Genomic DNA, 24356 nt, shown 5'->3' on the forward strand with positions numbered 1-24356 from the left:
AGCCTTCGCGGTCTGCCCGTGTCAGGCGGTTTGCGCGATCTCTTCGGTCCGCGCCGGATCGAGGAGATCGGCCACGGGCTCCAGCGGTTTGAAGCTGACCAGCGTCATGCCCTGGGCCAGGGGAGAGACGCGGCAGCGCACGATCTGGCCGCTGCCATTCAGCCGGGCGAAATCCTCCCAATCGGAGCGTCCCTGACTCGTGGTGGCAAAATCGCGGATATCGCCCCAGATCGGTGTCGGTTGGCAGGCATCCTGCCATGTGCGCGAGGCATCCACGATGCTGGTCGGCAGCACACCATCGGCGTCTTCGGTATCCCAGAGCTGGCCATAGGCCGCGTTGGACAGCACCAGCGTGCCATTCTCGGAGAAAACCGCGATCGCGTCTTCGAGCGTATCGAGCACGCGCTGGCCCAGCTCGATCTCCGAGCGGAAACGGCGGGTCAGCGACACCTCGGAGGAGATATCCTCGAAGGTCAGCGCGATCCCGCCATCATGGTGCGGGCGCCCGAGAATGCGATAGTTCTGACCCGTGGGCAGGGCCCAGGTCTCTTCAAACGTGCCGTTGGTCGCTGCTTTCTCCAGCCCGGTCAGGCGGTTGCGCCATTCCTTGTAATCCTTGGGTTCCGGCAGCATGTTGCGATCCCGCAGCCGGTCGAGCACTTCCGACAGGCCCGGGCGCGCGCTGAGCCATTCCGGCTCCAGCGTGGTGAGATCCGTGAGCGCCGGGTTGAACAGCACCAGTTGCCGCCGCTTGTCAAAAATCGCGAGCCCCACCTGCAGATGAGCGAAGGTGCTGGTCAGGGTCTGGACGAAATTGCGCAGGGACATCTCGGCCCGGACGGTCAGGTCAATCGGCGTCGCCGTATAGAGCACCTCGTCCTGCACCCGGTGGCCTTCTACCTCGAACCAGCGTTTCTCGGTTTCGGATATGTCCACCGAGACCCGCCGTTGCCCCGGCGTGTCGGGATGGGCTAGGGATTTCTGTTTGAACAGATGCGGCATCGGCCAGCTGCCGGCACGATCCGGGAACACCGTTTCGGTCAGGTCGATATATGGCTTGTTCGCCCAGGTCAGGGCACCATCGCGGTCCTGCCGCCACATCAGGAGTGGGACATGTTCCACCGTCGCGCGCAGTTGCACGAGCTCCCGGCGCTGGGCCGCGGCTTGTTCCGGGCTTGGGTCCATGGGGCCGGTTTCGACGCTGGTGGTCTGCGAGGCATGGCGCGCGGCCTCTCGCCGCGAGAGAACGTTCAGGACATAGAGCGCGAAGGCCGCAGTGAGGAACGCGACCGCCAGCAGCGTCGCGAGAAGCGAGAAGTCCATACCATTCATCAACAATCTGCCTATTGTTTTAGACAGTTGTGCCAACCAATGGTTAACACCCCCTTAAACTTCGATGGGTTGGTTCTCGCCCAGGGCCACGCTCTCGCTGGTTTCCGGCAGGGCGATCTGCTCGCGCGGCCAGATCGCCTCGACGATGGCACCGCTGCGCACGGGGCGCTCTTCCTTGGGCAGGAACGGGTCGGAGCCATTGGCAAAGCTCATCTCGGCCCCGGTGCGCTCCAGCAGGGTTTTGGCGATGAAAAGGCCGAGCCCCATCCCCTCGTAACCGGGGCGGCGCGGGTCGCTGGCGGATTTGCGTTTGCGCACGAACGGGTCCCCGATCCGGCCCAGCAGGTGCGTGGGATAGCCCTCGCCGTCATCGATGATCCGTACGAGGATCACGTCGTCTGTCCAATGCAGGTCGATCCAGACATTGGCCTCGGCAAAGTCCACGGCGTTCTGCACGAGGTTGCGCACCCCGTGGATAATCTCCGGGTGGCGGCGGATCGTGGGTTGCTGATTGCTGCCGCCCGGGGCGGGCGAGACATCAAAATGTAGTGATTTGCCGCGCTGGGAATGGGGCTCTGCCGCCTCGCGGACCACGGTGCCAAGGGGGGCGGTCTTCAGGTGCAGATCATCCTTCCCGGCCCGACCCATGGAGCGCAGGATATCGCGACATCGGTCGGCCTGATCGCGGATCAGCTCGGCATCTTCCTTGAGCACCGGATCATCCAGCTCCTCGGCGAGTTCCTGGCTCACCAGCTTGATCGTCGCGAGGGGCGTTCCGAGCTCATGGGCGGCGGCGGCCACCACCCCGCCAAGATCCGTCAGCTTCTGCTCGCGGGCCAGTGCCATCTGGGTGGCCAGCAGAGCCTCGGACATGGAATTCGTCTCGCCCGTCACCCGGTAGGCATAAGCGCCCAGAAAGACCACGCCGATGATGATTGCGCACCAGAACCCGAAGACGAGCACCTCAGGCATGCGCAGAATGAAGCCCTGTTCTGTCCGCAAAGGCACGTGAAAAAAGGCCACAAGGCTCACCAGACACATGGCCACCACCCCGAGGATCAGGGTCGAACGCAGCCGCAGGGTCGCCGCGGAAATCGTCACCGGCGCCAGGATCAGCAGGGCAAAGGGATTGTTCAGCCCGCCGGTCAGATAGAGCAGGAAGGCCAGCTGCGAGACGTCGAACATCAACGTCAGCATCGCCTCGTTTTCCGACAACCGCTTGTTCTCGGGGTAGACGAACATCGCAACGGTATTGGCGATGAAGGACGCGCCGATCGCGAGATACAGCAACCCGTAATTCAAAGTGAGGTTCAGAACCTGCGAGGCCACCGCGATTGTCACGATCTGTCCGGTGATCGCCAGCCAGCGCAACAGGATCAATGTGCGCAGCCGGACCCATGTGCTGCGGTCCTTTGGAACAACGGGAGGCGTGGCGGTCTCTGTCATTCCCTCGGTCGAAGTGTCACAGGTGTCTGGACCTAGACCATAGAGCCTCCCCATCTAAGAAGACAAGAGAAGTCGATGTGAACGGATGGGAGACGCGCTCGATGAAACTCTATGCCGGGACGGCCATAGCCCTTGTGACAGCTCTGATTGGCGGGACGGTCTATATGGCCTTCTTCAACTCGCCCGATGATCCGCTGGCCCAGTGTCGCGGCAGCGTGGTGGCGACGGGCACGGCCTCGATCGGCGGACCGTTCGAACTGGTCTCGGAAACCGGCGAGACGGTGACGGACGCGGATGTGCTGACCAAACCCTCGCTGATCTATTTCGGCTACACCTTCTGCCCGGATGTCTGCCCGTTCGACGTCGCGCGCAATGCCGAGGCGGTGGATCTGCTGCAGGAGCGGGGCATCGATGTGCAGCCGGTCTTCATCTCGATCGACCCCGAGCGCGACACCCCCGAAGCGGTCGGATACTTCACGGACGCGATGCATCCCGACATGCTCGGCCTGACCGGTTCGCCAGAGCAGGTGGCGGCGGCTTCCAAGGCCTACAAGACCTATTACCGCAAGCAGGAAGGCGACCCGGAATACTACCTCGTGGACCACTCGACCTTCACCTATCTGATGATGCCCGAGAGCGGTTTTGCTGATTTTTTCCGCAGGGAAGCCTCCCCGACGCAGATGGCTGAGCGGGTAGCGTGCTTCGTCGAGCATTCAACCTGAGGTCGAGGTTTGACCCCGAGACAAAATGACACTAGAGAAATATGAACGAAAGATAATTACCAAATCAAACCCTGGGGGATAGATGACCGAACAGACAGCCCGAGACATCGGCCCTGACGCGTCCCTTCTTCTCGTCGATGATGATGAACCGTTTCTGCGCCGCCTCGCTCGCGCGATGGAGAAACGCGGGTTTGAACCGGAAATGGCCGGGTCTGTCGCGGCGGGCAAGGCCATCGCGACGGCACGTCCCCCGGCCTATGCGGTGGTGGATCTGCGGCTCGAGGATGGCAACGGGCTCGACGTGGTCGAGGTTCTGCGCGAACGTCGCCCGGATGCGCGCATCGTGGTGCTGACCGGCTACGGGGCCATTGCGACGGCCGTGGCCGCGGTCAAGATCGGCGCGACGGATTACCTGTCGAAACCGGCAGATGCCAATGATATCACCTCCGCCCTGCTGGCGCGGCCCGATGAGCTGCCGCCGCCGCCGGAGAACCCGATGTCCGCGGACCGGGTCCGGTGGGAACATATCCAGCGGGTCTATGAACTCTGCGACCGGAATGTCTCGGAAACCGCGCGTCGATTGAACATGCATCGCCGGACGTTGCAGCGGATTCTTGCCAAGCGCAGCCCGCGCTGAACCACGGCCTGATACGGATTGAAGCGGCTCGCCTCTGGCGGGCCTTTTCTCCTGTCGGGCGGGTCAGTCCAGATCGTAGCGCTTGCTGACCCGGTCCACGACGAGGCCGTTGCCCAGAGCCACATCCTTGTGCCGGGCGTAATCCTCGAAACCGCGGCTCTGGTAATAGGTCAGGCCGCTCTCGTTATCGGCGCGGATCGTGGCATTGATCCAGCGATAGCCGAGAGTGCGCGCAGCCTCGGTGCTGGCCGCAAAGAGCTTGCTGCCGATCCCGAGGCCCGTCTGACCCAGCTTGACGAAGGTCGCGATATCGCAGGCCTCGGGCGGCAGAGACCCGCGCGGCTCGATGGATTGGAACCCGAGGATCTCGCCGCCGGTATCCTCGGCGATGTGCCAGACAGACCGTTCCGGGGCGAGGGCGAACCAGCCCAGCAGGGTATCGCCGGTGACGTCCTCGACAAAGGCGGTGGTGCCGCCCTTGCGGATGATCGCGTTCAACAGGTCGGCCATGGGGCGGACGTCGAGCGCCCCGGCGCGGCGGACCGTCAGGCTCATAGCTGCTCCAGAAGCGCGGTATGCCGGGCGGTGAACGCGTTGCGGACGTCGACAGGCGGTCGCAGTTCCAGAGTCAGACCATCGATCACCTCGGGCTTGGGGCGACCAAAGAACTTCGTGGCCTCGGCTTCGGCGAACCCGGCGATCTGAGTCGCTTCGAGCCAGGCACTCACCTTGTCGGCGCGCTTGATGGCGGCCTTCACGGTTTTCGGCAGCTGGCCGGGCAGGCCAAAGCGCAGGTGGATGGCGGCGGTCAAACGCTCGTCCAGCGCGGCATATCCCGGGCCCACAGCGGCCTTCACCGGCGAGATCATGTCCCCGATCACGTATTCCGGGGCATCATGGAGCAGCGCGGCAAGTCGCCATTGCACCGGCGCCTTGGGGGTCATCCGGCTGTAAAGCGTTTCAACCAGAAGCGAATGCTCGGCCACGGAATAGGCATAATCCCCAAGGGTTTGGCCATTCCACCGGGCCACGAATGCGAGGCCGTGGGCGATATCCTCGATCTCGATATCCAGAGGGGTCGGGTCGAGCAGGTCCAGCCTGCGGCCCGAAAGCATCCGTTGCCAAGCGCGGGGAGGTGCCATGTCTGAAGTCTCATTGGTTGCGGCGCTGGGCTCAGTCCTACGCCGGGCCGACACGAAGCTCAATTCCTCGTGTCTGTGTGACCCAGTTCATAGTTCTGCCATGCAAACGCTGTCATGCTGTCCCAGGTACGAGTGCAGAGTCTGCTTGCAGACCTGGTAGTTCGCGATCTCGCGGCGGCGTGTTTGGCGTCGCGAGGTCGCCATATTTCGGAACGGATTTTCAGGTCGCGCGTTTCAGTATCGGAGGTTGTCATGTTCAAGAGTGTTTTCTTCGCTGCCCTTTTTGCTCCCGCGCTGGCTTTGGCCCAGGGCGCTGATACCTGCATGACCGCAGGGGAGCTCGATGCCGGTCTGATCGACTGGTATGGCGAGAGCCCGGTGGAAACCTCCGATGATGGCAGCATGGTCCTGTGGCAAAATGCAGAGACCGGCACCTGGACCCTGGTCGCCTATCGCCCCTCGGGCATGGCCTGCACCCTCGATTCCGGGAGCACGGGCCTCGCTGGCGCGGCGGCGGACCAGATCATGGCGAGCTATGACGGATCGGTCCTGCGGTGATCCCTCAACCGGGCGTCTGCAGCACCATGTCATCGGGAAACCGCGCAAGGTAAGCGGCCATCTTGTGGCAGGACAGCATGTGCTTGCCCATGGACTTCATCATCTTGCTTCGGTCCTGTAGCGGCGTCTGCGCCGTAGGCTCCGGGCATCTGTCCGGGAAATGCGTCGCCAGAAAATCCCGGAAGGCCCGGGTGATGAACCCGGGAAACACACCGTCATGGGTCTGCCACGGCTTTTTCGGCCCGATGAAGTGAAGGATCCGCGCATCCTCGGTTAGTGCAAAGAGGGATGACGCCCAGGTGAACTGCCAATTCCAGCGCGGCGACATCTCGGCCCATGCGCCGCGCAGAACGCAATTCAGCAAGGTCTGATCGTGACCCACCAGCCGGTCCTTGTGCTCTTGACCAAAGGCAATGCAGCGCGCTTCGAGATCCTGCTGACCGAAGGCCTCTGTGTCGATCATGGTCACTCCGGAGTTGAAGTAGGGACCGCTTGGCCAACCGAACCTGCGATACTGTTCCGGTTGCCGCCCGGGCGTGCGCCACTGGATATTGTCGCGCACTGCCGCCACGGCGGATCCGAGCATGTCCGCATCAAGCAGCGTACTTATCCCGTCGCGGGCGCAGTAGATGTCGGAATCGAGATAGAGGATCCGGTCATAGGTCTCGGCGAGCAAGGCCGGAAGCGCGAGCCGCAGATAGACCGCCTCGGTGCGCCGCGCATCCAGCCGCAACCCCGCAAACCGCGTGCCCATATCGACCTGCAACAGCCGGATACCATGGCGGGCCAGAACCGGGATTTCGGGCAGGGCCTCGTTTGAGACGATGAAGATGTCGAATGATCGCTCCGGGTGCAGTGCCGCGATCTGGCTGGCGGCAAAGGCGGCGAAGGGCAGGTATCTCGTATCGCTGCAGAACCCGATGGCGCGACGGTGTGCGGCGGGCGCGTTCGATTGAATCAGACGGACATCTGTCACGTGGTTTTCCGGTCTTCTGTGGTCTTATGGGTAGCTTGCGCCAAAGGCGCTGCCGACTGAACCCAAATCTGATCCGACATTGTTGTTCAAGGTCTCTGGTGCTACTGCGACGGGAACAAACGCAGATGCACGCAGAAGGATGATCCCGGTGTCGCTCGATTATACCGTCAAAGACGTCTCCCTCGCCGAGTTCGGTCGCAAGGAACTGGACATCGCCGAAACCGAAATGCCCGGCCTGATGGCCCTGCGCGAAGAGTATGGCGAAAGCAAACCCCTGAGCGGTGCGCGCATTGTCGGCTCGTTGCACATGACGATCCAGACGGCGGTTCTGATCGAGACGCTGGTGGCGCTGGGCGCGGATGTGCGCTGGGCCTCCTGCAACATCTTTTCGACCCAGGATCACGCGGCGGCGGCGATTGCGGCGGCGGGAATCCCGGTCTTCGCGATCAAGGGTCAGAGCCTTGAGGAGCATTGGGATTACCTCGACAAGTCCTTCATGTTCCCCGAGGGGCCGAACCTGATCCTCGATGATGGCGGCGACGCGACGCTCTACATCCTGCTCGGCGCACGGGCCGAAGCGGGCGAAGAGATCATCGCCGTCCCGCAATCGGAAGAAGAGGCCGTCATCAAGGAACAGATCGCCAAGCGCATGGCGGCCAGCCCCGGCTGGTTCACCAAGATGCGCGACCAGATCAAGGGCGTCTCCGAAGAGACCACGACCGGTGTGCACCGTCTTTACGAGCTGATGCGCGATGGCCAGCTGCCCTTCCCGGCGATCAACGTGAATGACAGCGTGACCAAGTCGAAATTCGACAACAAGTACGGCTGCAAGGAAAGCCTCGTGGACGGGATCCGCCGCGCCACGGATACGATGATGGCGGGCAAGGTCGCCGTGGTCTGTGGCTATGGCGATGTGGGCAAGGGCTCTGCGGCGTCGCTCCGCGGGGCGGGCGCGCGCGTGAAGGTCACCGAGATCGACCCGATCTGCGCGCTGCAGGCGGCGATGGACGGGTTCGAGGTCGTGACGCTCGAGGATACCGTGGCAGACGCCGATATCTTCATCACCACCACCGGCAACAAGGACGTCATCCGCATCGAGCATATGCGCGAGATGAAGGATATGGCGATCGTCGGGAATATCGGCCATTTCGACAACGAGATCCAGGTCGCGGCCCTGAAGAACCACAAATGGACCAATATCAAGGATCAGGTGGACATGATCGAGATGCCCTCGGGCAATCGCATGATCCTGCTGTCCCAGGGCCGTCTGCTGAACCTCGGCAACGCGACCGGGCATCCGTCTTTCGTGATGTCGGCCTCCTTCACCAACCAAGTGCTCGCGCAGATCGAGCTCTGGACCAAGGGCGACCAGTACAAGAACGAGGTTTATGTTCTGCCCAAGCATCTGGACGAGATGGTCGCCAAGCTGCATCTGGCCAAGGTCGGTGCCAAGCTGACCGAGCTCGCCAAGGAGCAGGCGGACTATATCGGCGTGACCGTCGACGGCCCCTACAAGCCCGAACATTACCGCTACTAAAAAAGATTCTTCGAAGAAAAACGCCGTCGGATGAAACTCCGGCGGCGTTTGCGTGTTGAGACAGCATCACGAACAACCACCAGTATGGAGGCCATGATGACTGTTAAGCATCTTCTTTCGACCGCAGCGGCTGCTGCGCTGATGACCACTGCCGCTTTTGCGGAGATGGACAAAGAGACCGAAGCAACGACCTATGACGCGGCCAAGGCCGAAGTCGAGGCAGGCGTCGCTGAAATGAAATCCGATGCCGAGGATATGGCTGAGGCGACCGGCGACGCGATCTCCGAGGGCGCTGCCGAGGCCGAGGACATGGCAGAGAAAGCCGGTGACGCGATCTCTGAGGGCGCGTCCGATGTTGCAACCGCCACGTCCGAAGCCGCCGAAGACGCCGAAGCTGCCGTGACCGAGATGGCGAATGACGCCGAGAACGCCATGGAGTCGACGGAAACCGAGATCGAGACCACTGCCAGCGACATGGCGAACGATGTCGAGACCGAAGTGGAAACCGCCACCGCACCGACCATGGTGACAGAGCCCAACGACTGGGACCTGAATTGGGGTGACGATGCCGGTACGCTGACCGTTGCCGACATCATCGGCATGAATGTCGTGAACGAAGATGGCGATGTGATCGGCGAGATCGACTACGTGGTCGGTTCGGAAAGCAAGCCCATGGGCATCATCGGCATCGGTGGTTTCCTGGGTCTGGGCGAGTACACCGTGTCTGTCCCGCTGGAAGAGTTCTCCATGAAGGATGACGAGACCCTCATGCTGGCCGGTGCCACCGAAGAGGCTCTGAAGACCCGTCCGGAATACGACGAGTCCGAAGCCGAGAACATCAGCAATGACATCCCCCTGGGTGACCTGCTGACCGGGGCATATTTCACCAGCGCCTCGTAATTTACGCTGATTTTGCCAAGGGGTCCGGTGTATGCCGGGCCCCTTTTGCGTTCCGGGTGCTGTGCCGCCTTGGATGTCCCCCGCTCATGAGACGAGTGGGGGTTTATTTTTTGACGTAGCCTTGCCAGTCTCTGGCTCAGGCCGAAGGCATGTCGGTCAAATACCCAGGGAGACAGAGATATGGGCAAGCGCGACGATCTGATTGCGAAATACGCGGACGACCTGAAGAGCAAATGCGGCATGGATCCGGATATGGATCTGCTGACCAAGGTGACCATTGGCTGCGGGCCGTCGATCTACGATTCCGACGCCTCGACCGTTGCCAGCTCGCAGGATGGCGAGCTCGAAACCGTGAAGACCAATTTCTTGATCAAGAAGCTGGGCCTCGCGGATGGGCCGGAGCTTATGGACGGGATCAATTCGGTCATCGAGACCTATGGCAAGTCCGAGCGCAACAAGTACCGCGCGGTCGTCTATTACATGCTGACCAAGCATTTCGGGAAAGAAGCCGTCTACGGCTGACCCGCCGCGCCTGCGGGCACAGGTCCGTTTTCGGAAAAAGCGCAGCAAATCTTAGGCACTTGGTGTTTGGGATTATGCTGCGTTTGCAGTATTGATCAGGTGTCCCGCCAGGATGGTAGGACCCTAATCAGATACACGTGTGGTGCGCTCGTCAGAGTAACATGTGGGTACGGTGGAGGGTCCTAAGGGGTTGGGGCCCTCCATTTCCGTTTCAGAGACCGTTTCGCGTCAAGCCTGCATCGTTGCGGCCACGGCTCGTTGCCAGGCGGCGTACTTTGCGTCCCGTGTTTCGGCTTCCATGGCCGGTTCGAACCGCCGCTCCAGCGCCCAGTTCTCGGCAAAGCCCGCACGATCGGGGAACAGCCCGACCTTCTGCCCGGCAAGCCAGGCCACGCCCATGGCCGTGGTCTCGGTAATCTCGGGGCGGTCGACGGGGGCGTCGATGATATCGGCCAGAAACTGCATCGCCCAATCGCTGGCCACCATGCCGCCATCCACCCGCAGGGTGGGTTGCGCGCCCGAGGCGGACCAGTCCTTGTGCATCGCCTCCAGCAGGTCACGGGTCTGGTAGCCGACGCTTTCCAGGGCGGCCCGGGCGAACTCCGCCGGGCCGGAGCCGCGCGACAGGCCAAAGACCGCGCCCCGGCATTCCGCATTCCAATAGGGCGCGCCGAGCCCGGTGAACGCCGGCACGAGGATCACCGGGTCATGGGGGTCGGCCGTCTCGGCCAGCGGTTGGGTCTCGCCCGCGCTGGCGATGATCCCCAGCCCGTCGCGCAGCCATTGCACCACGGCCCCGGCCACGAAGATCGACCCTTCGAGCGCATAGGTCGGCTTGCCGTCGAACTGGTAGGCGATCGTCGTCAGTAGGCGGTTGGTCGAGGTCACCGCCGTATCGCCCGTGTTCAGCAGGGCAAAACAGCCCGTGCCATAGGTCGATTTTAGCATACCTGGCTTAAAACAGGCCTGTCCGATGGTTGCGGCTTGCTGATCGCCTGCCACGCCGAGCACGGGGATCGCCGCGCCGATATGCTCAGGGTCGCAGATACCGAACTCCGCATCGCAATCCAGCACGTCGGGCAGCATGCCCATGGGGATGTCGAAAAGGGCGCAGATCTCGCTGCTCCAGGCGCCTTTGTGGATGTCGTAGAGCATGGTCCGGGCGGCGTTGGTCGCGTCCGTCACATGGGCCTTGCCGCCGGTTAGCCGCCAGATCAGGAAGCTATCCACAGTCCCGAACAGAAGCTCGCCCGCCTTGGCGCGGTCTCGGGCGCCCTCGACCGTGTCGAGGATCCATTTCAGCTTGGTCCCCGAGAAATAGGGATCCGCGAGCAATCCGGTCTGGGCCGTGATCAGCGCATCGGACCCGGCGGCACGCAGCTCGGCGCAGTAGGGGGCGGTGCGCCGATCCTGCCAGACAATCGCGTTGTGGATCGCGGCCCCGGTCGCCTTGTCCCAGACGACCGTGGTCTCACGCTGGTTGGTGATGCCGATGGCGGCGATGTCGCCCGCGCTCAGCCCGGCCTTGTCCAGCGCCCCGCGGCAGGTCCGCAGCACGGTCTGCCACAGGTCCTCGGGGTCATGCTCGACCCAGCCGCTATCGGGATAATGCTGGGCGAATTCCTCCTGGGCGGAGGCCACGATTTTCATCTGTGCATCGAACACGATGGCGCGGCTCGATGTGGTCCCCTGATCAATGGCGAGTATGTGGCGCACGTGACCCTCCCCGGTCTTGGCTGAAGCAGGCTCAGGTGTAGGCGCTTGGTCCCGGTCTGTCGATCCGGGCCGGGTGATTTCTCATCCTTTCCAAATCGCACAGAATGCAGTCAACTGCGGACATGATAGCGCCTGAAACGATCCCCGACCTGACCCTCCTTGAGTTACAAAAAGCGCTGCGCGCTGGTGAATTGACGGCCTTGGAGCTGACCGACGCCTGCCTCGCCCGCATCGCGGCCCGCGAGCCGGAGGTCGGGGCCTGGGCCTTTCTCGACCCGGAGCTCGCCCGGGCGCAGGCCAAAGCCTGCGACGCGCAGGCCGCGGCGGGGGCTCCGCTCGGCCCGCTGCACGGGATTCCGGTCGGGCTGAAGGATGTGATCGATACCGCCGACATGCCCACCGCGAATGGCACGCCGCCGGATCAGGGGCGTCGCCCCGAGGCGGACGCCTGGGTCACGGCGCGGCTGCGGGCGGCAGGGGCGGTCATTCTGGGCAAGACCACGACGACCGAGCTGGCCTTCATGAACCCGACCGCCACGCGCAACCCCCATAACCCGGCGCACACGCCCGGTGGGTCCTCGGCGGGGTCCGCCGCAGCGGTGGCGGCAGGCATGGTGCCGCTGGCCATCGGAACGCAAACCGGCGGGTCGGTGATCCGTCCTGCGGCCTTCTGCGGCGTAGTTGGGGTGAAGCCAAGTTTCGATGCCATCCCGCGCGACGGGGTCTGCATGCAATCCCATACGCTCGACACGCTGGGGGTGTTTGCCCGCGATCCCCGGGATGCAGCCATCGCGGTTGCCTTGCTGGTTGCGACCGAGGGCAGTGATCCGGCCCGGATCCGCGAGGATGCGGGCGCGCCGGTCCTGAGCGCGGCCAGCCGCCGCCCGGTCTTTGGCTATGTCCACCCCCCGGAATGGGAGCGTGCAAGCCCCGAAATGCAGAGCCGCCTCGATGCGCTGGCCGCCGATCTCGGCGCGGTGCCCGTCACCCTGCCCGAGGGCTTTGCCCATGTGGCCGAGCAGCGCGCCGTGATCAACTTCGTCGAGATGGCTTGGCATTACCGGCGGTACCGCAGCGCGGGCTGGGACCTGCTGAGCGAAGTGACCCGCAACGCGATGGATGATGGCGCGGCCACGGCGGCCACCGATTACGTCGCCGCCCTGCGCCAGCGCGAACCGCTCTATGCCGGGTTGGAGGAGGTGTTCGGCGAGGTCGATTGCCTGCTCTGCCCGCCAGCGCTTGGCGCGGCCCCCCATGGGCTCGAAAGCACGGGGGATTCGATCTTCAACGGGCTTTGGACCTTCATGGGCACGCCCTGCATCACCCTGCCGTTGCCCCATGGCGACGGAGAACTGCCGCTGGGCGTGCAGCTCGTCGGACGGCGCGGCGAGGATAAGGCGCTTTTGGCCAAGGCGATGTGGGTGTCGGAATATCTCGAGACGCTCTGAGCGGCGACCGGGCCAAGCCTGCGCGCGCGGCGCATCCTGCGGAAAGGCGGGCTGTGGCATCTGCATCGGGCGGGCTTGCGGAGATCTCATCATCTGATCCGGCTCTCTGGTGCGCATCCTGCGCCGGGCCGGGATTGGGCGGGCCGCCAAAGCAGCCCGCCCCGTGATCGGTCAGACCTGGATTACTGCCAGGACTTGATCAGCTCGTCATAGGCGACGGTCTGAGGCTCTTCGTCCTCATTCTCGAGCTTGGCGTAGGGGGCGCCGGGCTGCGAGAACCAGTGATCGGCGCTCATCTCCTCGTTCAGCACCGGACCCAGGTCGCCCTGAACGCCCGCGCGCTCGAGACGCTGGAGCACACGCTCCTGATCCGCGCAGAGGGCGTCGAGCGCTTCCTGCGGGGTCTTCGCACCGGACATGGCATCACCGATATTCTGCCACCACAGCTGTGCAAGCTTCGGGTAATCCGGAACATTGGTGCCCGTGGGGGACCATGCGACCCGTGCCGGGGAGCGGTAGAACTCGACCAGACCGCCGAGACGCGGTGCGCGCTCGGTGAAGTGCTCGCTGTCGATGGTGCTCTCGCGGATGAAGGTCAGACCCACATCGGACTTCTTCAGGTCGACAGTCTTGGAGACCACGAACTGCGCATAGAGCCAGGCTGCCTTGGCGCGATCCACCGGGGTGGACTGCATCAGGGTCCAGGACCCAGCGTCCTGGTAGCCGATCTTCTGGCCCTCTTTCCAGTAGACACCATGGGGCGAGGGGGCCATGCGCCACTTGGGCGTGCCGTCCTCGTTCATCACGGGCAGGTCGGGATCAACCGTGGCCGCGGTGAAGGCGGTGTACCAGAACATCTGCTGGGCAACGTTCCCCTGCGCCGGGATCGGACCGGCTTCGGAGAAGGTCATGCCAGCGGCGGCCGGGGGCGAGTACTTCTGCAGCCATTCGATGGCCTTGGTCACGGCATAGACAGCCGCCGGAGAGTTGGTCGCCCCGCCACGTGCCACGCAGGACCCGGTCGGCTGGGAGTTCTCGTTCACACGAATGCCCCACTCGTCCACGGGCAAGCCGTTCGGCTCGCCCACGTCGCCCATTCCGGCCATGGACATCCACGCATCGGTGTAGCGCCAGCCGAGGGACGGGTCTTTCTTGCCGTAATCCATGTTGCCAAAGACTTCGCCTTCGACACCCAGATGGCTCAGATCGCGCCCGGTGAAGAACTCGGCGATGTCCTCATAGGCCGTCCAGTTGACCGGAACGCCGAGGTCGTAACCATAAGCCGCCTTGAAGTCGGCCTTGTTCTTCTCGTCGTTGAACCAGTCATAGCGGAACCAGTAAAGGTTCGCGAACTGCTGGGTCGGCAGCTGGTAGAGCTTGCCATCGGGACCGGTGGTGAAGGAGGTGCCGATGAAGTCATCCACATCCAGCGTCGGCAGCGTCACATCCGCGCCTTCGCCCGCCATCCAGTCGGTCAGGTTGCGCACCTGCTGGTAGCGCCAGTGGGTCCCGATCAGGTCACTGTCGTTGATATAGGCGTCATAGATGTTCTCGCCGGACTGCATTTGCGTCTGCAGCTTTTCCACCACGTCGCCTTCGCCGATCAGGTCATGGGTGACCTTGATACCGGTGATGGCCTCGAAGGCGGGGGCGAGCACTTCGCTCTCATATTGGTGCGTCGCGATGGTTTCGGAGACCACCTTGATGTCCATGCCCTGGAACGGCGCGGCCGCATCCACGAAGAACTGCATCTCTGCTTCCTGATCCGCGCGGGACAGGACGGACAGATCGCCGATCTCGGCATCGAGGAATGCGCGGGCCGCGTCCATATCGGCATATGCCGGCGCCCCGATCATCCCAAGTGCCAGCGCGAACGCCGTACTTGATTTTAGCGTGTAGGTCATCATTTCCTCCCTATGGAAACCAAAGACTTATGAGGCATCCCGCGGACCCGCTATGTCCGTGGGGTGCCGTTTCCTCCCTATACCCAGCGGAACACCGCCGCAGCATAGATCAGACAGACGATCAGCGCGTAAGGTTGATTGGCGCCGATCACGCCCAGCCAGGCCAGATTGATAAAGGCCGAGCCGAGGAGCGTGATGAAGAGACGGTCCCCGCGGGTCGTCTCCATCCCGAGCACACCCTTGCGGGGCGTCTCGGGGAATTTGATGGCCAGCACAGTGAGCGTGATGAGCATCGTGGCAATGCAGATAAAGAAGATCGCCGTCGGCCAGGTCCAAGCCATCCAGTCCATATCAGGTCCCTCCCGGCTGAGTTAAACGCGGCCCAGGGCAAAGCCCTTGGCGATGTAGTTGCGGACGAAGTAGATCACGAGCGCGCCCGGGATGATCGTCAGCACACCGGCAGCGGCCAGTACGCCCCAATCGATCCCTGCGGCCCCTTGGGTTCGGGTCATGATCGCCGAGATCGGCTTGGCGTCCACCGTGGTCAGGGTGCGGCTGAGCAAAAGCTCGACCCAGGAGAACATGAAGCAGAAGAATGCCGCCACCCCGATCCCCGACGAAATCAGCGGCATGAAGATCTTCACGAAGAAGCTGCCAAAGCTGTAGCCGTCGATATAGGCGGTCTCGTCGATTTCTTTCGGGACGCCGCGCATGAAGCCTTCGAGGATCCAGACCGCGAGCGGCACGTTGAAGAGGCAATGGGCCAGCGCCACGGCGATATGGGTGTCGAACAGACCCACCGAGGAATAGAGCTGAAAGAAGGGCAGGGCGAAGACCGCGGGCGGGGCCATGCGGTTCGTGAGCAGCCAGAAGAACAGGTGCTTGTCGCCCATGAACGAGTACCGGCTGAAGGCGTAGGCCGCAGGCAGCGCCACCGCCAGCGAGATCGCCGTGTTCATCAGCACGTAGATCAGCGAGTTCACATAGCCCATATACCAGGCCGGATCCGTCAGGATCGTCGCGTAATTCGCGAAGGTCAGGTCATTGGGCCAGAGCGAGAAGGTGTTCAGGATCTCGGTATTGGTCTTCAGGCTCATGTTCAGCAGCCAGTAGATCGGCAGGAGCAGGAACAAGAGATACAGCGTCATGACCACGGTCGATCCCTTGATCGGGAACCGCCGGGGGCGGGTGGTGGCCGCTGCAGGGGCGGCGGTGCTGTTGGCCGCAGGGCTCAGAGTGCTCGTGGCGTCGGTCATCGCTCAGCCCTCCTTTTTGTCCATGGTGGTCATGACGGTGTAGAACACGTAGCTGATCGTCAGGATCACGAGGTAATACATGATCGAGAAGGCTGCCGCGGGGCCGAGGTCGAACTGCCCCAGAGCCATCTTCACCAGATCGATCGACAAAAGCGTCGTGGCGTTGCCGGGCCCACCGCCGGTGACGACGAATGGCTCGGTATAGATCATGAAACTGTCCATGAAGCGCAGCAGGATCGCGATCATCAGAACGCCCATCATCTTGGGCAGCTCGATATAGCGGAACACGTTCCAGCGCGACGCCTGATCGATCTTGGCCGCCTGGTAATAGGCATCGGGGATCGATTTCAGCCCGGCAAAGGCCAGCAGGGCCACCAGCGAGGTCCAGTGCCAGACATCCATGACGATGATCGTGGCCCAGGCTGCAAGCACGTCCTGCGTATAGTTGTACTCAATCCCCAGCGCGTCGAGCGTATAGCCCAGCAAGCCGATATCCACCCGGCCGAAGATCTGCCAGATCGTGCCGACCACGTTCCACGGAATCAGCAGGGGCAGGGACATCATCACGAGGCAGAAGCTCGACCAGAACCCGCTTTTGGGCATGTTGAGCGCGACGAAGATCCCGAGCGGAATTTCGATGGCCAGAATGATGCCCGAGAACATGAGCTGACGACCCAGCGCATTCCACATCCGCTCGGACTGGAGCATCTCGGCATACCATTCGATCCCGGCCCAGAAGAACTGGTTGTTCCCGAACGTGTCCTGCACCGAGTAGTTCACAACGGTCATCACCGGGATCACCGCCGAGAAGGCCACCAGCAGCAGCACCGGGATGATCAGGAACCAGGCCTTTTGGTTGACTGTCTTTTCCATCAGGCCGCCTCCCCCTCTTTGAGCCAATCGTCCACATAGACGTTCACGTGATCCGCATCGAAGGTGACGCGGGTCATGTCCGGCGAGATCGCGGTGTCTTCGCCCGCCACGATGTTGATCTCGGTCCCGAACAGGTCCGCGCGGATGATCTTGTGGCGGCCCACATCCTCGACCCGGCGCACCTGCACCGGCAGGCCCTCGCCCTCGGTCAGGGTGACGTATTCCGGGCGCACGCCCAGCTCGACCTTGCCCGACAGCGGTGCAAAGGCCTTGGCGAGGGGCAGCTCGGCGCCATGGACACTGGCCATGTTACGCTCGATCGCGGCGGGGATGACATTCATGCCCGGCGAGCCGATGAAATAGCCGACAAAAGTGTGCTCGGGCTTCTCGAACAGCTCCTGCGGCGTGCCGATCTGGACGACCCGCCCGTCATACATGACCACGACCTTGTCCGCGAAGGTCAGCGCCTCGGTCTGGTCATGGGTCACGTAGATCATCGTGTGCCCGAACTCGTGGTGGAGCGATTTCAGCTGGGTCCGCAGCTCCCATTTCATATGGGGGTCGATCACGGTCAGCGGCTCATCAAACAGGAGCGCGTTGACATCCTCGCGGACCATGCCGCGCCCGAGCGAGATCTTTTGCTTGGCATCCGCCGTCAGGCCCCGGGCGCGCTTGTCGAGCATCGCCTCCATCCCAATCATCGCACCGATCTGCTGCACGCGCTCGGCGATGTATTGCGGGCTGGCGCCGCGGTTCTTCAGCGGGAAGGCGAGGTTATCGCGCACGGTCATCGTGTCGTAGACCACGGGGAACTGGAACACCTGCGCGATGTTGCGATCCGCCGTGCTGGCATGGGTCACGTCCTGGTCATCGAACAGGATGCGGCCCTGGCTCGGCTCCAACAGGCCCGAGATGATGTTGAGAAGGGTGGATTTCCCGCAGCCCGACGAGCCCAGCAGGGCATAGGCCTCACCATCGGACCAGGCGTGGTTGAGCTCCTTGAGGGCGTAGTCATCCTCGCTCTTGGGCGAGGACAGGTAGGAATGGGCGAGGTTGTCCAGGGTGATTTTGGCCATCTGTCTGCTCCTTCACGCGGCTTGCGCGTAGGACGCCGGGGCCACCAGCGCGCCGTCTTCGCGGAAAATGTAGACATGGCGCGGGTCGAGATAGACCTGCAGGGCCGCGCCCAGTTCGAGGTCATGGACCCCGTGCACCAGCCCGACCCATTTCTCGCCATGGTGATCGAGATGGACGAAGGTTTCCGACCCGGTGAGCTCGGTCACGATCAGCCGGGTTTCAAACTCCATCGCCCCTTCGGTGTGGGAGACGATCTCCACGTGGTTGGGCCGGAAGCCCGCGAGGTAATTGCCATCGGCGAGGCCGGTCATCTGGCCCGTGGCGCGGGCGCTCTGACCGTCGCCAAAGGTGATGCTGTCGCCGGATTTGCGCACCTTGAGGAAGTTCATGGGCGGATCGCTGAAGACCCGGGCCGTGGTCGCATCCACCGGCTGGCGATAGACATCCGGGGTCAGGCCGAACTGTGTCACGCGCCCTTCCCACATAGCGGCGGTGTTGCCGCCGAGCAAAAGCGCCTCTTCGGGTTCGGTCGTGGCATAGACGAAGATCGACCCGGCCTCTTCGAAAATCTTGGGGATCTCGACTCGAAGCTCTTCGCGCAGCTTGTAGTCGAGATTGGCCAGCGGCTCATCCAGCAGGACAAGCCCCGCATCCTTGACCAGCGCCCGGGCAAGGGCACAGCGCTGTTGCTGCCCCCCCGAGAGCTCGAGCGGTTTACGTTCCAGCATAGGCGAGAGCTGCATCAGGTCGGCGGATTTGCGGACCGCCGCGTCGATCTCGGATTTCGATTTGCCCAGAAGCCGCAGGGGCGAGGCGATGTTGTCATAGACCGTCATGGACGGGTAGTTGATGAATTGCTGATAGACCATCGCGACCTGCCGGTCCTGCACGCGCATGCCGGTGACATCCGTGCCCTCCCAGATGATCTGGCCTTCGGTGGGCACATCCAGCCCCGCCATCAGCCGCATCAGCGAGGTCTTTCCCGACAGGGTCGGCCCCAGCAACACGTTCATCGTGCCCTTTTGCAGCGTCAGATCCGTCGGGTAGATATGCGTCCGCCCATTCACGACCTTAGACACGGTCTTGAGTTCGAGTGTCATTCGGCCTCCCCCCTTATTCCGCCGCTGCCGCGTGCGATGACCTGAGCCGTGCGGTCATCCAGGCATCCAACCCTGCGATGGCATCGCTGTCCAGACGCAGACCCAGTTTGCTTCGCCGCCAAACGACATCAGCCGCCTCGCGGGCGTATTCCTTGTCCATGAGCCATTCCACTTCGCGCGCTGTCAGGGTCGCGCCGAACGCCTTGCCGAGATCCGCTTCACTCTGCGCCGTGCCCAGCATCTCGCGGGCCTCGACGCCGTAAGCGCGCACAAGGCGCAGCGCCCAGCGCTCGGTCAGGAAGGGAAAGCTTTCGCGCAGACCGGCGACCAGATCGGCCACGCCATCCACGGGGAAATCCCCGCCCGGCAGGGGCACGCCAGCGGTCCAGGGCCCCTTGGTCACCGAAAGCTCCTTGCCGATCTCCTCCATCGCGCTCTCGGCGAGGCAGCGATAGGTGGTGATCTTGCCGCCGAACACGTTCAGTGCAGGCGCGCCGCGGCTGGTATCGACCTTGAGGACGTAATCCCGGGTCGCCGCCGCCGCGGTGCTTGCCCCGTCATCATAGAGAGGCCGCACGCCGGAATAGGTCCAGACGATATCCGCATCGCTGATCGGGTTGGCGAGGTACTTGTTGATGAAGGCGATCAGATAGCTCTGCTCTTCGGGCGTGATCTCGGGCTTGCGCGAGGCATCCGTGTGATCCGCATCCGTGGTCCCGATCAGGGTGAAATCCGTCTCATAGGGGATCGCGAAGATGATCCGCCCGTCGGAGCCTTGAAAGAAGTAGCATTTATCATGCTCGAACAGGCGCTTGGTCACGATATGGCTGCCGCGCACGAGCCGCACGCCATCGCTTGCATTGCTCTTGAGCACGCCATGGAGGACATCGCTCACCCAGGGGCCAGCAGCGTTCACGACCATCTTGGCGTGGACCACACGGCTCTCACCGGTGACGGTGTTTTCCAGCGCCACATGCCAGAGGCCGTCTTCCACATGGGCCGAGACCACCTTCTCGCGCAGCAGGAGCGACGCGCCCCGGGCCTCGGCATCCCGGGCGTTCAGGACCACGAGCCGCGAATCCTCGACCCAGCAATCGGAATACTCGTAGGCCTTCTCAAATTTCGGATCGAGCGGTTTGCCCTCGGGCGCGCTGCGCAGATCGAGGCTGCGCGTGCCGGGCAGGATCTTGCGACCGCCCAGATTGTCATAGAGGAACAGCCCCACCCGGATCAGCCAGGACGGGCGCCGCCCCTTCATCCAGGGCATCAGTACGCCCAAAAGCTTGGAGGTCGGTGTCGAGGAATCGAACCGCATGCTCTTGTGATAGGGCAGCACGAAGCGCATGGGCCAGGAGATATGGGGCATCGCCCGCAGAAGCGTTTCGCGCTCGATCAGCGCCTCGCGCACCAGCCGAATTTCAAAATATTCGAGATAGCGCAACCCGCCATGGAACAGTTTGGTGGAGGCCGCAGAGGTTGCCGACCCGATGTCGTTCATCTCGGCCAGGCCGACCTTCAAACCCCGACCCGCCGCGTCCCGGGCGATGCCGCATCCATTGATGCCGCCCCCAATGACAAGCAGGTCAAACGACGTGTTCATTCTGGTTCTCCCCCCAGCTCTGTTTCCAGAGACTTTCTTCGTTTCTGGCAAAAACCGATCATGAAAGGAAGAAATTTTTGTTCGTTTTCGCTCGTTATCGCGCAAACCTCTGTGTTCTCGGGATTCTTTTCGGGCCGTAGATCTTCGTTTTCACGGCAGAACGCGCATGAAATTTGCGCAAACGCGCAAAATCGCGCTACAACTTGGAAAGACAGACTGGAAAGCCGACCATGCCGCAAACCATCCGAAAGCCCGAGATCATCAATATCGCGCGGCGTGAAGGCAAGGTGACGGTCGAAGGGCTGGTCGGTCATTTCGGGGTGACGCCCCAGACGATTCGCCGGGATCTGTCCGAGCTCGCCGATAGCGGACAGCTCGAACGGGTCCATGGTGGCGCGATCCTGCCATCGACCACGGTCAATATCGGCTATTCCGAACGGCGGCAGCTCAACCAGTCCGCCAAGGTGGACATCGCCCGGGCCTGCGCCCGCGAGATCCCGAATGACTGCGCGGTGTTCCTCAATATCGGCACCACCACGGAGGCGGTCGCGGCTGAACTCTCGCACCATGTGGGTCTCTTGGTGGTCACGAACAACATCAATATCGCGACCATCCTGTCCAGCAATCACGAGATCGAGGTGGTGGTCACTGGCGGCCATCTGCGTCGCTCGGATGGTGGCCTGATCGGCGAGCGCGCGCGCGATGCGATTGCCCATTTCCGCTTTGACTATGCGGTGATCGGCTGTTCGGCCCTGCATGAAGAGGGCGAGATCCTCGACTATGACGTGCAGGAGGTCGGCGTCAGCCGCGCCATCATCGGGCGCAGCGATCAGGTGTTTCTCGTGGCCGATGCCTCGAAATTCGACCGCAAGGCCCCGGTGCGGATCGGTACGCTCGCCGATATGGACGCGGTCTTCACCGATCAGGCCATTCCATCGGCCTGCACGGCGCTTTGCCGGGATGCGGGCACACGGGTCGTGGTGACCTGACCGGTCTGGCCCGCTTGGCTCTCTGCGCGCGGTTGCGTGGCGCGCCAATTCCTGCATCTTGGTCCGGCACCTGATCTGACCGGAGGGATCCGCGCTGGCCTCTTACCCGTCCATGAAATGGCTGAGCGTGTTTCGCTATGTGGTCCAGTCCGGCACGGTGCAGGGCGCGGCAGAGGCGACAGGCCAATCCGTCAGCGCGGTGTCGAACCAGCTCAAGGCGCTGGAGGCGCATCTGGGCGTGCCGCTCGTGGACCATGGTCGCCGTCCCATGGTGCCCACGGCGCAAGGCCTCGCCTATCTGCGCACGGTGGAAGAGGTGTTGGGCCTGCTCGACAGTGCCCAAGCCGAGATGACCGCGGCCAGCCCGAACAGCCTGAGGCGTCTGCGCTTTGCCATGATCGACGATTTCGAGACCGATATCGGCCCCGAGATCACCCGGATGCTGGCCGCGCAGCTGCCCGAATGCCAGTTCATCCACCTGACCCGGGTCAGTCACGAGATCCTCGATCTGTTGCGGACGCGGGATCTGGACATGGGCATGGCCACCCAACCCCAGACCCCCCTGCCGAATGTGGTCGAGTTTCCCGTGCTGCGCGATCCTTTCGTGCTGGCCGTGCCCGCCTCCCTGTCCCTGCCGCCCGAGGCCTTTCTCGATGGCAGCGCGGGCCTGCCCTTTCTGCGCTACAACCGCGCCCACATCCTCGGCAGCCTGATCGAGGCGCAGCTCGTGCGCTTGCGGCTGGATCTGGAGACCAGCTTCGAGTTCGACAGTACCTCGTCGATCATGGCCCTTATCGCTCAGGGGGATGGCTGGGCGATCACCACGCCGAGCAATTATGCCCGGACCCGCCGGTTCCAGAGCGATGTGCGGCTGGTGCCCTTTCCGCGCAAGGGGTTCGCGCGGCGGATCTCGATCTTTGTCGCAGATCCACAGGCCGAACAGGTCGCCCGCAGCGTGGCGAGCGCCGTGCGCAGCCTGCTGGTGCGGCACCGCATCGCCCCCACGGTCGAGGCCTATCCCTGGCTTCAGGACAGCTATCGTTTGATCGCCGGCTGAGGCTTAGTCCAGGATCTTGAACGTCGCGCGGATCGCCGCGTCCTGCTCCTCGGTCAGATAGGCCGGGTGATGCTCAGCCAGGATGCTCTGGGCCGTGAGCTTGGCCCGGCTCCAGGCATCGGGCGCGCCTTCCTCTGCCCAGGCGCTGGGCTGGGCGCGGTCGGCAAGCTTGGGATAGTGATAATCCCGCTCCATCGCGCGATAGGTGTGATCGAGGCCGAGGAAATGCCCCTCGCCCATCACCGCGCCGACGATCTCGTCATAGCCGAGATTGTCCTCGGTCACCTCAACCCCACGCAGGGTGCGGTAGGTCAGGGCGTGCATCTCGTTGTCGATCACGAAGCCTTCGAAACTCACCCCCAGAAGCGAGGCGGTCATGCCCGCGCTCTCATAGATCAGGTTGCCGCCCGCAAGGGCCGCTGCCGCGCTGGTCATGCCCTTTTCGTAGCCATATTGCGCGTCGATCGCCTTGGCATCTGTCATCGAGCTCGCCACGCCCGAGGGCAGGTCGAGCCAGTTCGACAGCTGCGCCGATGCCGCGTTCAAGAGCATTGTCTCGCCACCGCCCCCGGCAAAGGCCCCGCTGCGCAGGTCGATCACGAAGGGCCAGTTCGAAAAGATCATCGGAAAGCCCGGCGCGATCACGTTGACCACCACGAGGCTCGCCAAGGTCTCGGCGAGGGACTGGGCGAGGAACCCGGCCATGGTCGCGGGCGCGGTGGCCCCGGCCTGGGCGGCGGTGATGCAGTTGACGGGGATGTTGTGGGCGATGCACTCGTAGATCACATCAATCGCGTCTTCGCCGAACCGCATGGGCGAGATCACGGGGCTGATATGCGCCGTGAGGAAGGGCCGCTCGGCAAACTTGCCCGGGCCGCCCGCGGCGATGTCCAGCATCTCGACCGCCGGTGCCACGTATTCGCCCAGGGTGAAGGAGGTCGCGATGGGTTTGGTGGTGTTCTTCACCAGCGCATAGACCGTGTTGATGTCCAGATCGCGGTTGTCCGGCACATCCGTTGCCACGCAGCAGCGCGTGAACCAGGCCACGTTTTCCAGCTTGTCCTGCAGCCGGGCAAAATCATGCAGATCCGCGAGGGTAGAGGGGCGATAGAGCCCGGTCTCCATGTCCAGCGTGTTCACCGCCGCGCCGCCCGTGCCGAAATAGACCTTGTCGCCGCCCACCTCGATCGAGCGTTCCGGGTCACGGGCATGGAGGGTGAAGGTCTTGGGCGCCGTATCGATACATTGCTCGACAAGGGCGCGGGGCAGGCCGATCCGTTCGCCGCCCAGATCCTCCGCCCCGGCGGCCAACAGATCGTCCCAGAGCCGTTTCGGCACCTCGCCCATGCCAAGCTCGGACAGAAGCCGCAGGGCGGTGCCATAGATCTGTACCATGTCGCTGTCGCTGAGCGGGCGATAAACGCCACCGGGCACGCCGGGTGGGGCCGGATTGACCGCCACCGGCTTGGCCCGTTGGGCCAGTCGGGCCGAGCGCCCGGATCTGCGGGATTTCTGTCGGGTGTCAGCCATGGCGCCTCCTAGAGGCGATGGGACGCCAGCCCGG

Annotated in this window: 23 protein-coding genes; 9 read left to right on the top strand and 14 right to left on the bottom strand. The window is 63.2% G+C overall.

The features are described 5' to 3' along the window. Window positions 1–21: 21 nt before the first annotated feature. Both ACP15I_RS08480 and regB read right to left on the bottom strand, forming a co-directional pair. Window positions 22–1332: a PAS-domain containing protein gene (locus ACP15I_RS08480; protein ID WP_424974717.1), complete on the bottom strand. Its 1311-nt coding sequence runs from the start codon at window positions 1330–1332 to the stop codon at window positions 22–24. Window positions 1333–1386: 54 nt separating this feature from the next. Then, window positions 1387–2778, bottom strand: a complete 1392-nt coding sequence (regB, locus tag ACP15I_RS08485) for a sensor histidine kinase RegB (RefSeq protein ID WP_424966162.1) — start codon at window positions 2776–2778, stop codon at window positions 1387–1389. Window positions 2779–2879: 101 nt separating this feature from the next. Between regB and ACP15I_RS08490 the strand changes: the two genes are divergently transcribed. Next, on the top strand, window positions 2880–3500 hold the full coding sequence (locus tag ACP15I_RS08490; RefSeq protein ID WP_424966163.1) for an SCO family protein: 621 nt from the start codon (window positions 2880–2882) through the stop codon (window positions 3498–3500). A gap of 82 nt (window positions 3501–3582) precedes the next feature. Continuing rightward, window positions 3583–4137, top strand: a complete 555-nt coding sequence (locus tag ACP15I_RS08495) for an ActR/PrrA/RegA family redox response regulator transcription factor (RefSeq protein ID WP_424966164.1) — start codon at window positions 3583–3585, stop codon at window positions 4135–4137. Between the two features lie 63 nt (window positions 4138–4200). On the opposite strand, the gene ACP15I_RS08500 is transcribed toward ACP15I_RS08495, so the two are convergent. Both ACP15I_RS08500 and ACP15I_RS08505 read right to left on the bottom strand, forming a co-directional pair. After that, a complete protein-coding gene (locus ACP15I_RS08500) occupies window positions 4201–4692 on the bottom strand; it encodes an N-acetyltransferase family protein (protein WP_424974718.1) in 492 nt (163 codons plus the stop codon). Next, window positions 4689–5279, bottom strand: coding sequence for an HD domain-containing protein (locus tag ACP15I_RS08505; protein ID WP_424966166.1), 591 nt, complete (start codon window positions 5277–5279; stop codon window positions 4689–4691). Before ACP15I_RS08505 ends, ACP15I_RS08500 begins: the two co-directional genes overlap by 4 nt. 252 nt (window positions 5280–5531) lie before the next feature. Here ACP15I_RS08505 and ACP15I_RS08510 point away from each other — a divergent pair, with 252 nt between their 5' ends. Continuing rightward, entirely contained in the window at window positions 5532–5837 is a 306-nt protein-coding gene (locus tag ACP15I_RS08510; protein WP_424974720.1) for an S-adenosyl-L-homocysteine hydrolase, read from the top strand. Window positions 5838–5841: 4 nt separating this feature from the next. Here the strand turns inward: ACP15I_RS08510 and ACP15I_RS08515 are convergent, their stop codons facing one another. Beyond that, entirely contained in the window at window positions 5842–6813 is a 972-nt protein-coding gene (locus ACP15I_RS08515) for a glycosyltransferase family 8 protein (protein WP_424974721.1), read from the bottom strand. Window positions 6814–6961: 148 nt separating this feature from the next. Between ACP15I_RS08515 and ahcY the strand changes: the two genes are divergently transcribed. The 3 genes from ahcY (at window position 6962) to ACP15I_RS08530 (ending at window position 9772) form a co-directional block, all read left to right on the top strand. Next, window positions 6962–8350, top strand: coding sequence for an adenosylhomocysteinase (gene ahcY / locus ACP15I_RS08520; RefSeq protein WP_424974722.1), 1389 nt, complete (start codon window positions 6962–6964; stop codon window positions 8348–8350). Between the two features lie 96 nt (window positions 8351–8446). Then, entirely contained in the window at window positions 8447–9250 is an 804-nt protein-coding gene (locus ACP15I_RS08525) for a PRC-barrel domain-containing protein (RefSeq protein WP_424966170.1), read from the top strand. A gap of 180 nt (window positions 9251–9430) precedes the next feature. Next, a complete protein-coding gene (locus ACP15I_RS08530) occupies window positions 9431–9772 on the top strand; it encodes a DUF2853 family protein (RefSeq protein WP_424966171.1) in 342 nt (113 codons plus the stop codon). A gap of 228 nt (window positions 9773–10000) precedes the next feature. Here ACP15I_RS08530 and glpK read toward each other — a convergent pair whose 3' ends face one another. After that, entirely contained in the window at window positions 10001–11488 is a 1488-nt protein-coding gene (glpK, locus tag ACP15I_RS08535) for a glycerol kinase GlpK (protein ID WP_424974723.1), read from the bottom strand. A gap of 122 nt (window positions 11489–11610) precedes the next feature. On the opposite strand from glpK, the gene ACP15I_RS08540 reads away from it, so the two are divergent. Further along, complete coding sequence (locus tag ACP15I_RS08540; protein WP_424974724.1) at window positions 11611–12936, top strand: amidase; 1326 nt, start codon at window positions 11611–11613, stop codon at window positions 12934–12936. Between the two features lie 182 nt (window positions 12937–13118). On the opposite strand, the gene ACP15I_RS08545 is transcribed toward ACP15I_RS08540, so the two are convergent. From ACP15I_RS08545 to glpD, 7 genes are all read right to left on the bottom strand, one after another. Then, complete coding sequence (locus ACP15I_RS08545) at window positions 13119–14840, bottom strand: ABC transporter substrate-binding protein (protein WP_424974725.1); 1722 nt, start codon at window positions 14838–14840, stop codon at window positions 13119–13121. Between the two features lie 77 nt (window positions 14841–14917). After that, the gene (locus ACP15I_RS08550) at window positions 14918–15190 is read right to left on the bottom strand and encodes a DUF2160 domain-containing protein (protein ID WP_424966175.1); all 273 of its coding nucleotides are present in this window, start codon (window positions 15188–15190) and stop codon (window positions 14918–14920) included. A 21-nt stretch (window positions 15191–15211) separates the two neighbouring features. Further along, entirely contained in the window at window positions 15212–16096 is an 885-nt protein-coding gene (locus tag ACP15I_RS08555; RefSeq protein WP_424966176.1) for a carbohydrate ABC transporter permease, read from the bottom strand. A gap of 3 nt (window positions 16097–16099) precedes the next feature. Then, window positions 16100–16969, bottom strand: a complete 870-nt coding sequence (locus ACP15I_RS08560; protein WP_424966177.1) for a carbohydrate ABC transporter permease — start codon at window positions 16967–16969, stop codon at window positions 16100–16102. Further along, a complete protein-coding gene (locus ACP15I_RS08565) occupies window positions 16969–18045 on the bottom strand; it encodes an ABC transporter ATP-binding protein (protein ID WP_424974726.1) in 1077 nt (358 codons plus the stop codon). The genes ACP15I_RS08560 and ACP15I_RS08565 overlap by 1 nt, the downstream gene beginning before the upstream one ends. A 12-nt stretch (window positions 18046–18057) precedes the next feature. Next, on the bottom strand, window positions 18058–19146 hold the full coding sequence (locus tag ACP15I_RS08570; protein WP_424974727.1) for an ABC transporter ATP-binding protein: 1089 nt from the start codon (window positions 19144–19146) through the stop codon (window positions 18058–18060). A gap of 13 nt (window positions 19147–19159) precedes the next feature. Continuing rightward, on the bottom strand, window positions 19160–20746 hold the full coding sequence (gene glpD, locus ACP15I_RS08575; RefSeq protein ID WP_424974728.1) for a glycerol-3-phosphate dehydrogenase: 1587 nt from the start codon (window positions 20744–20746) through the stop codon (window positions 19160–19162). A 230-nt stretch (window positions 20747–20976) separates the two neighbouring features. Here glpD and ACP15I_RS08580 point away from each other — a divergent pair, with 230 nt between their 5' ends. Together ACP15I_RS08580 and ACP15I_RS08585 are read left to right on the top strand one after the other, a co-directional pair. After that, entirely contained in the window at window positions 20977–21735 is a 759-nt protein-coding gene (locus ACP15I_RS08580) for a DeoR/GlpR family DNA-binding transcription regulator (RefSeq protein ID WP_424974729.1), read from the top strand. Window positions 21736–21847: 112 nt separating this feature from the next. Beyond that, complete coding sequence (locus ACP15I_RS08585; protein ID WP_424974730.1) at window positions 21848–22792, top strand: LysR family transcriptional regulator; 945 nt, start codon at window positions 21848–21850, stop codon at window positions 22790–22792. A 3-nt stretch (window positions 22793–22795) separates the two neighbouring features. Here the strand turns inward: ACP15I_RS08585 and ACP15I_RS08590 are convergent, their stop codons facing one another. Next, complete coding sequence (locus ACP15I_RS08590; protein ID WP_424974731.1) at window positions 22796–24322, bottom strand: trimethylamine methyltransferase family protein; 1527 nt, start codon at window positions 24320–24322, stop codon at window positions 22796–22798. Window positions 24323–24356: the final 34 nt, after the last annotated feature.

Source organism: Dinoroseobacter sp. S124A, from assembly GCF_049801015.1.
Lineage (GTDB): Bacteria > Pseudomonadota > Alphaproteobacteria > Rhodobacterales > Rhodobacteraceae > Dinoroseobacter.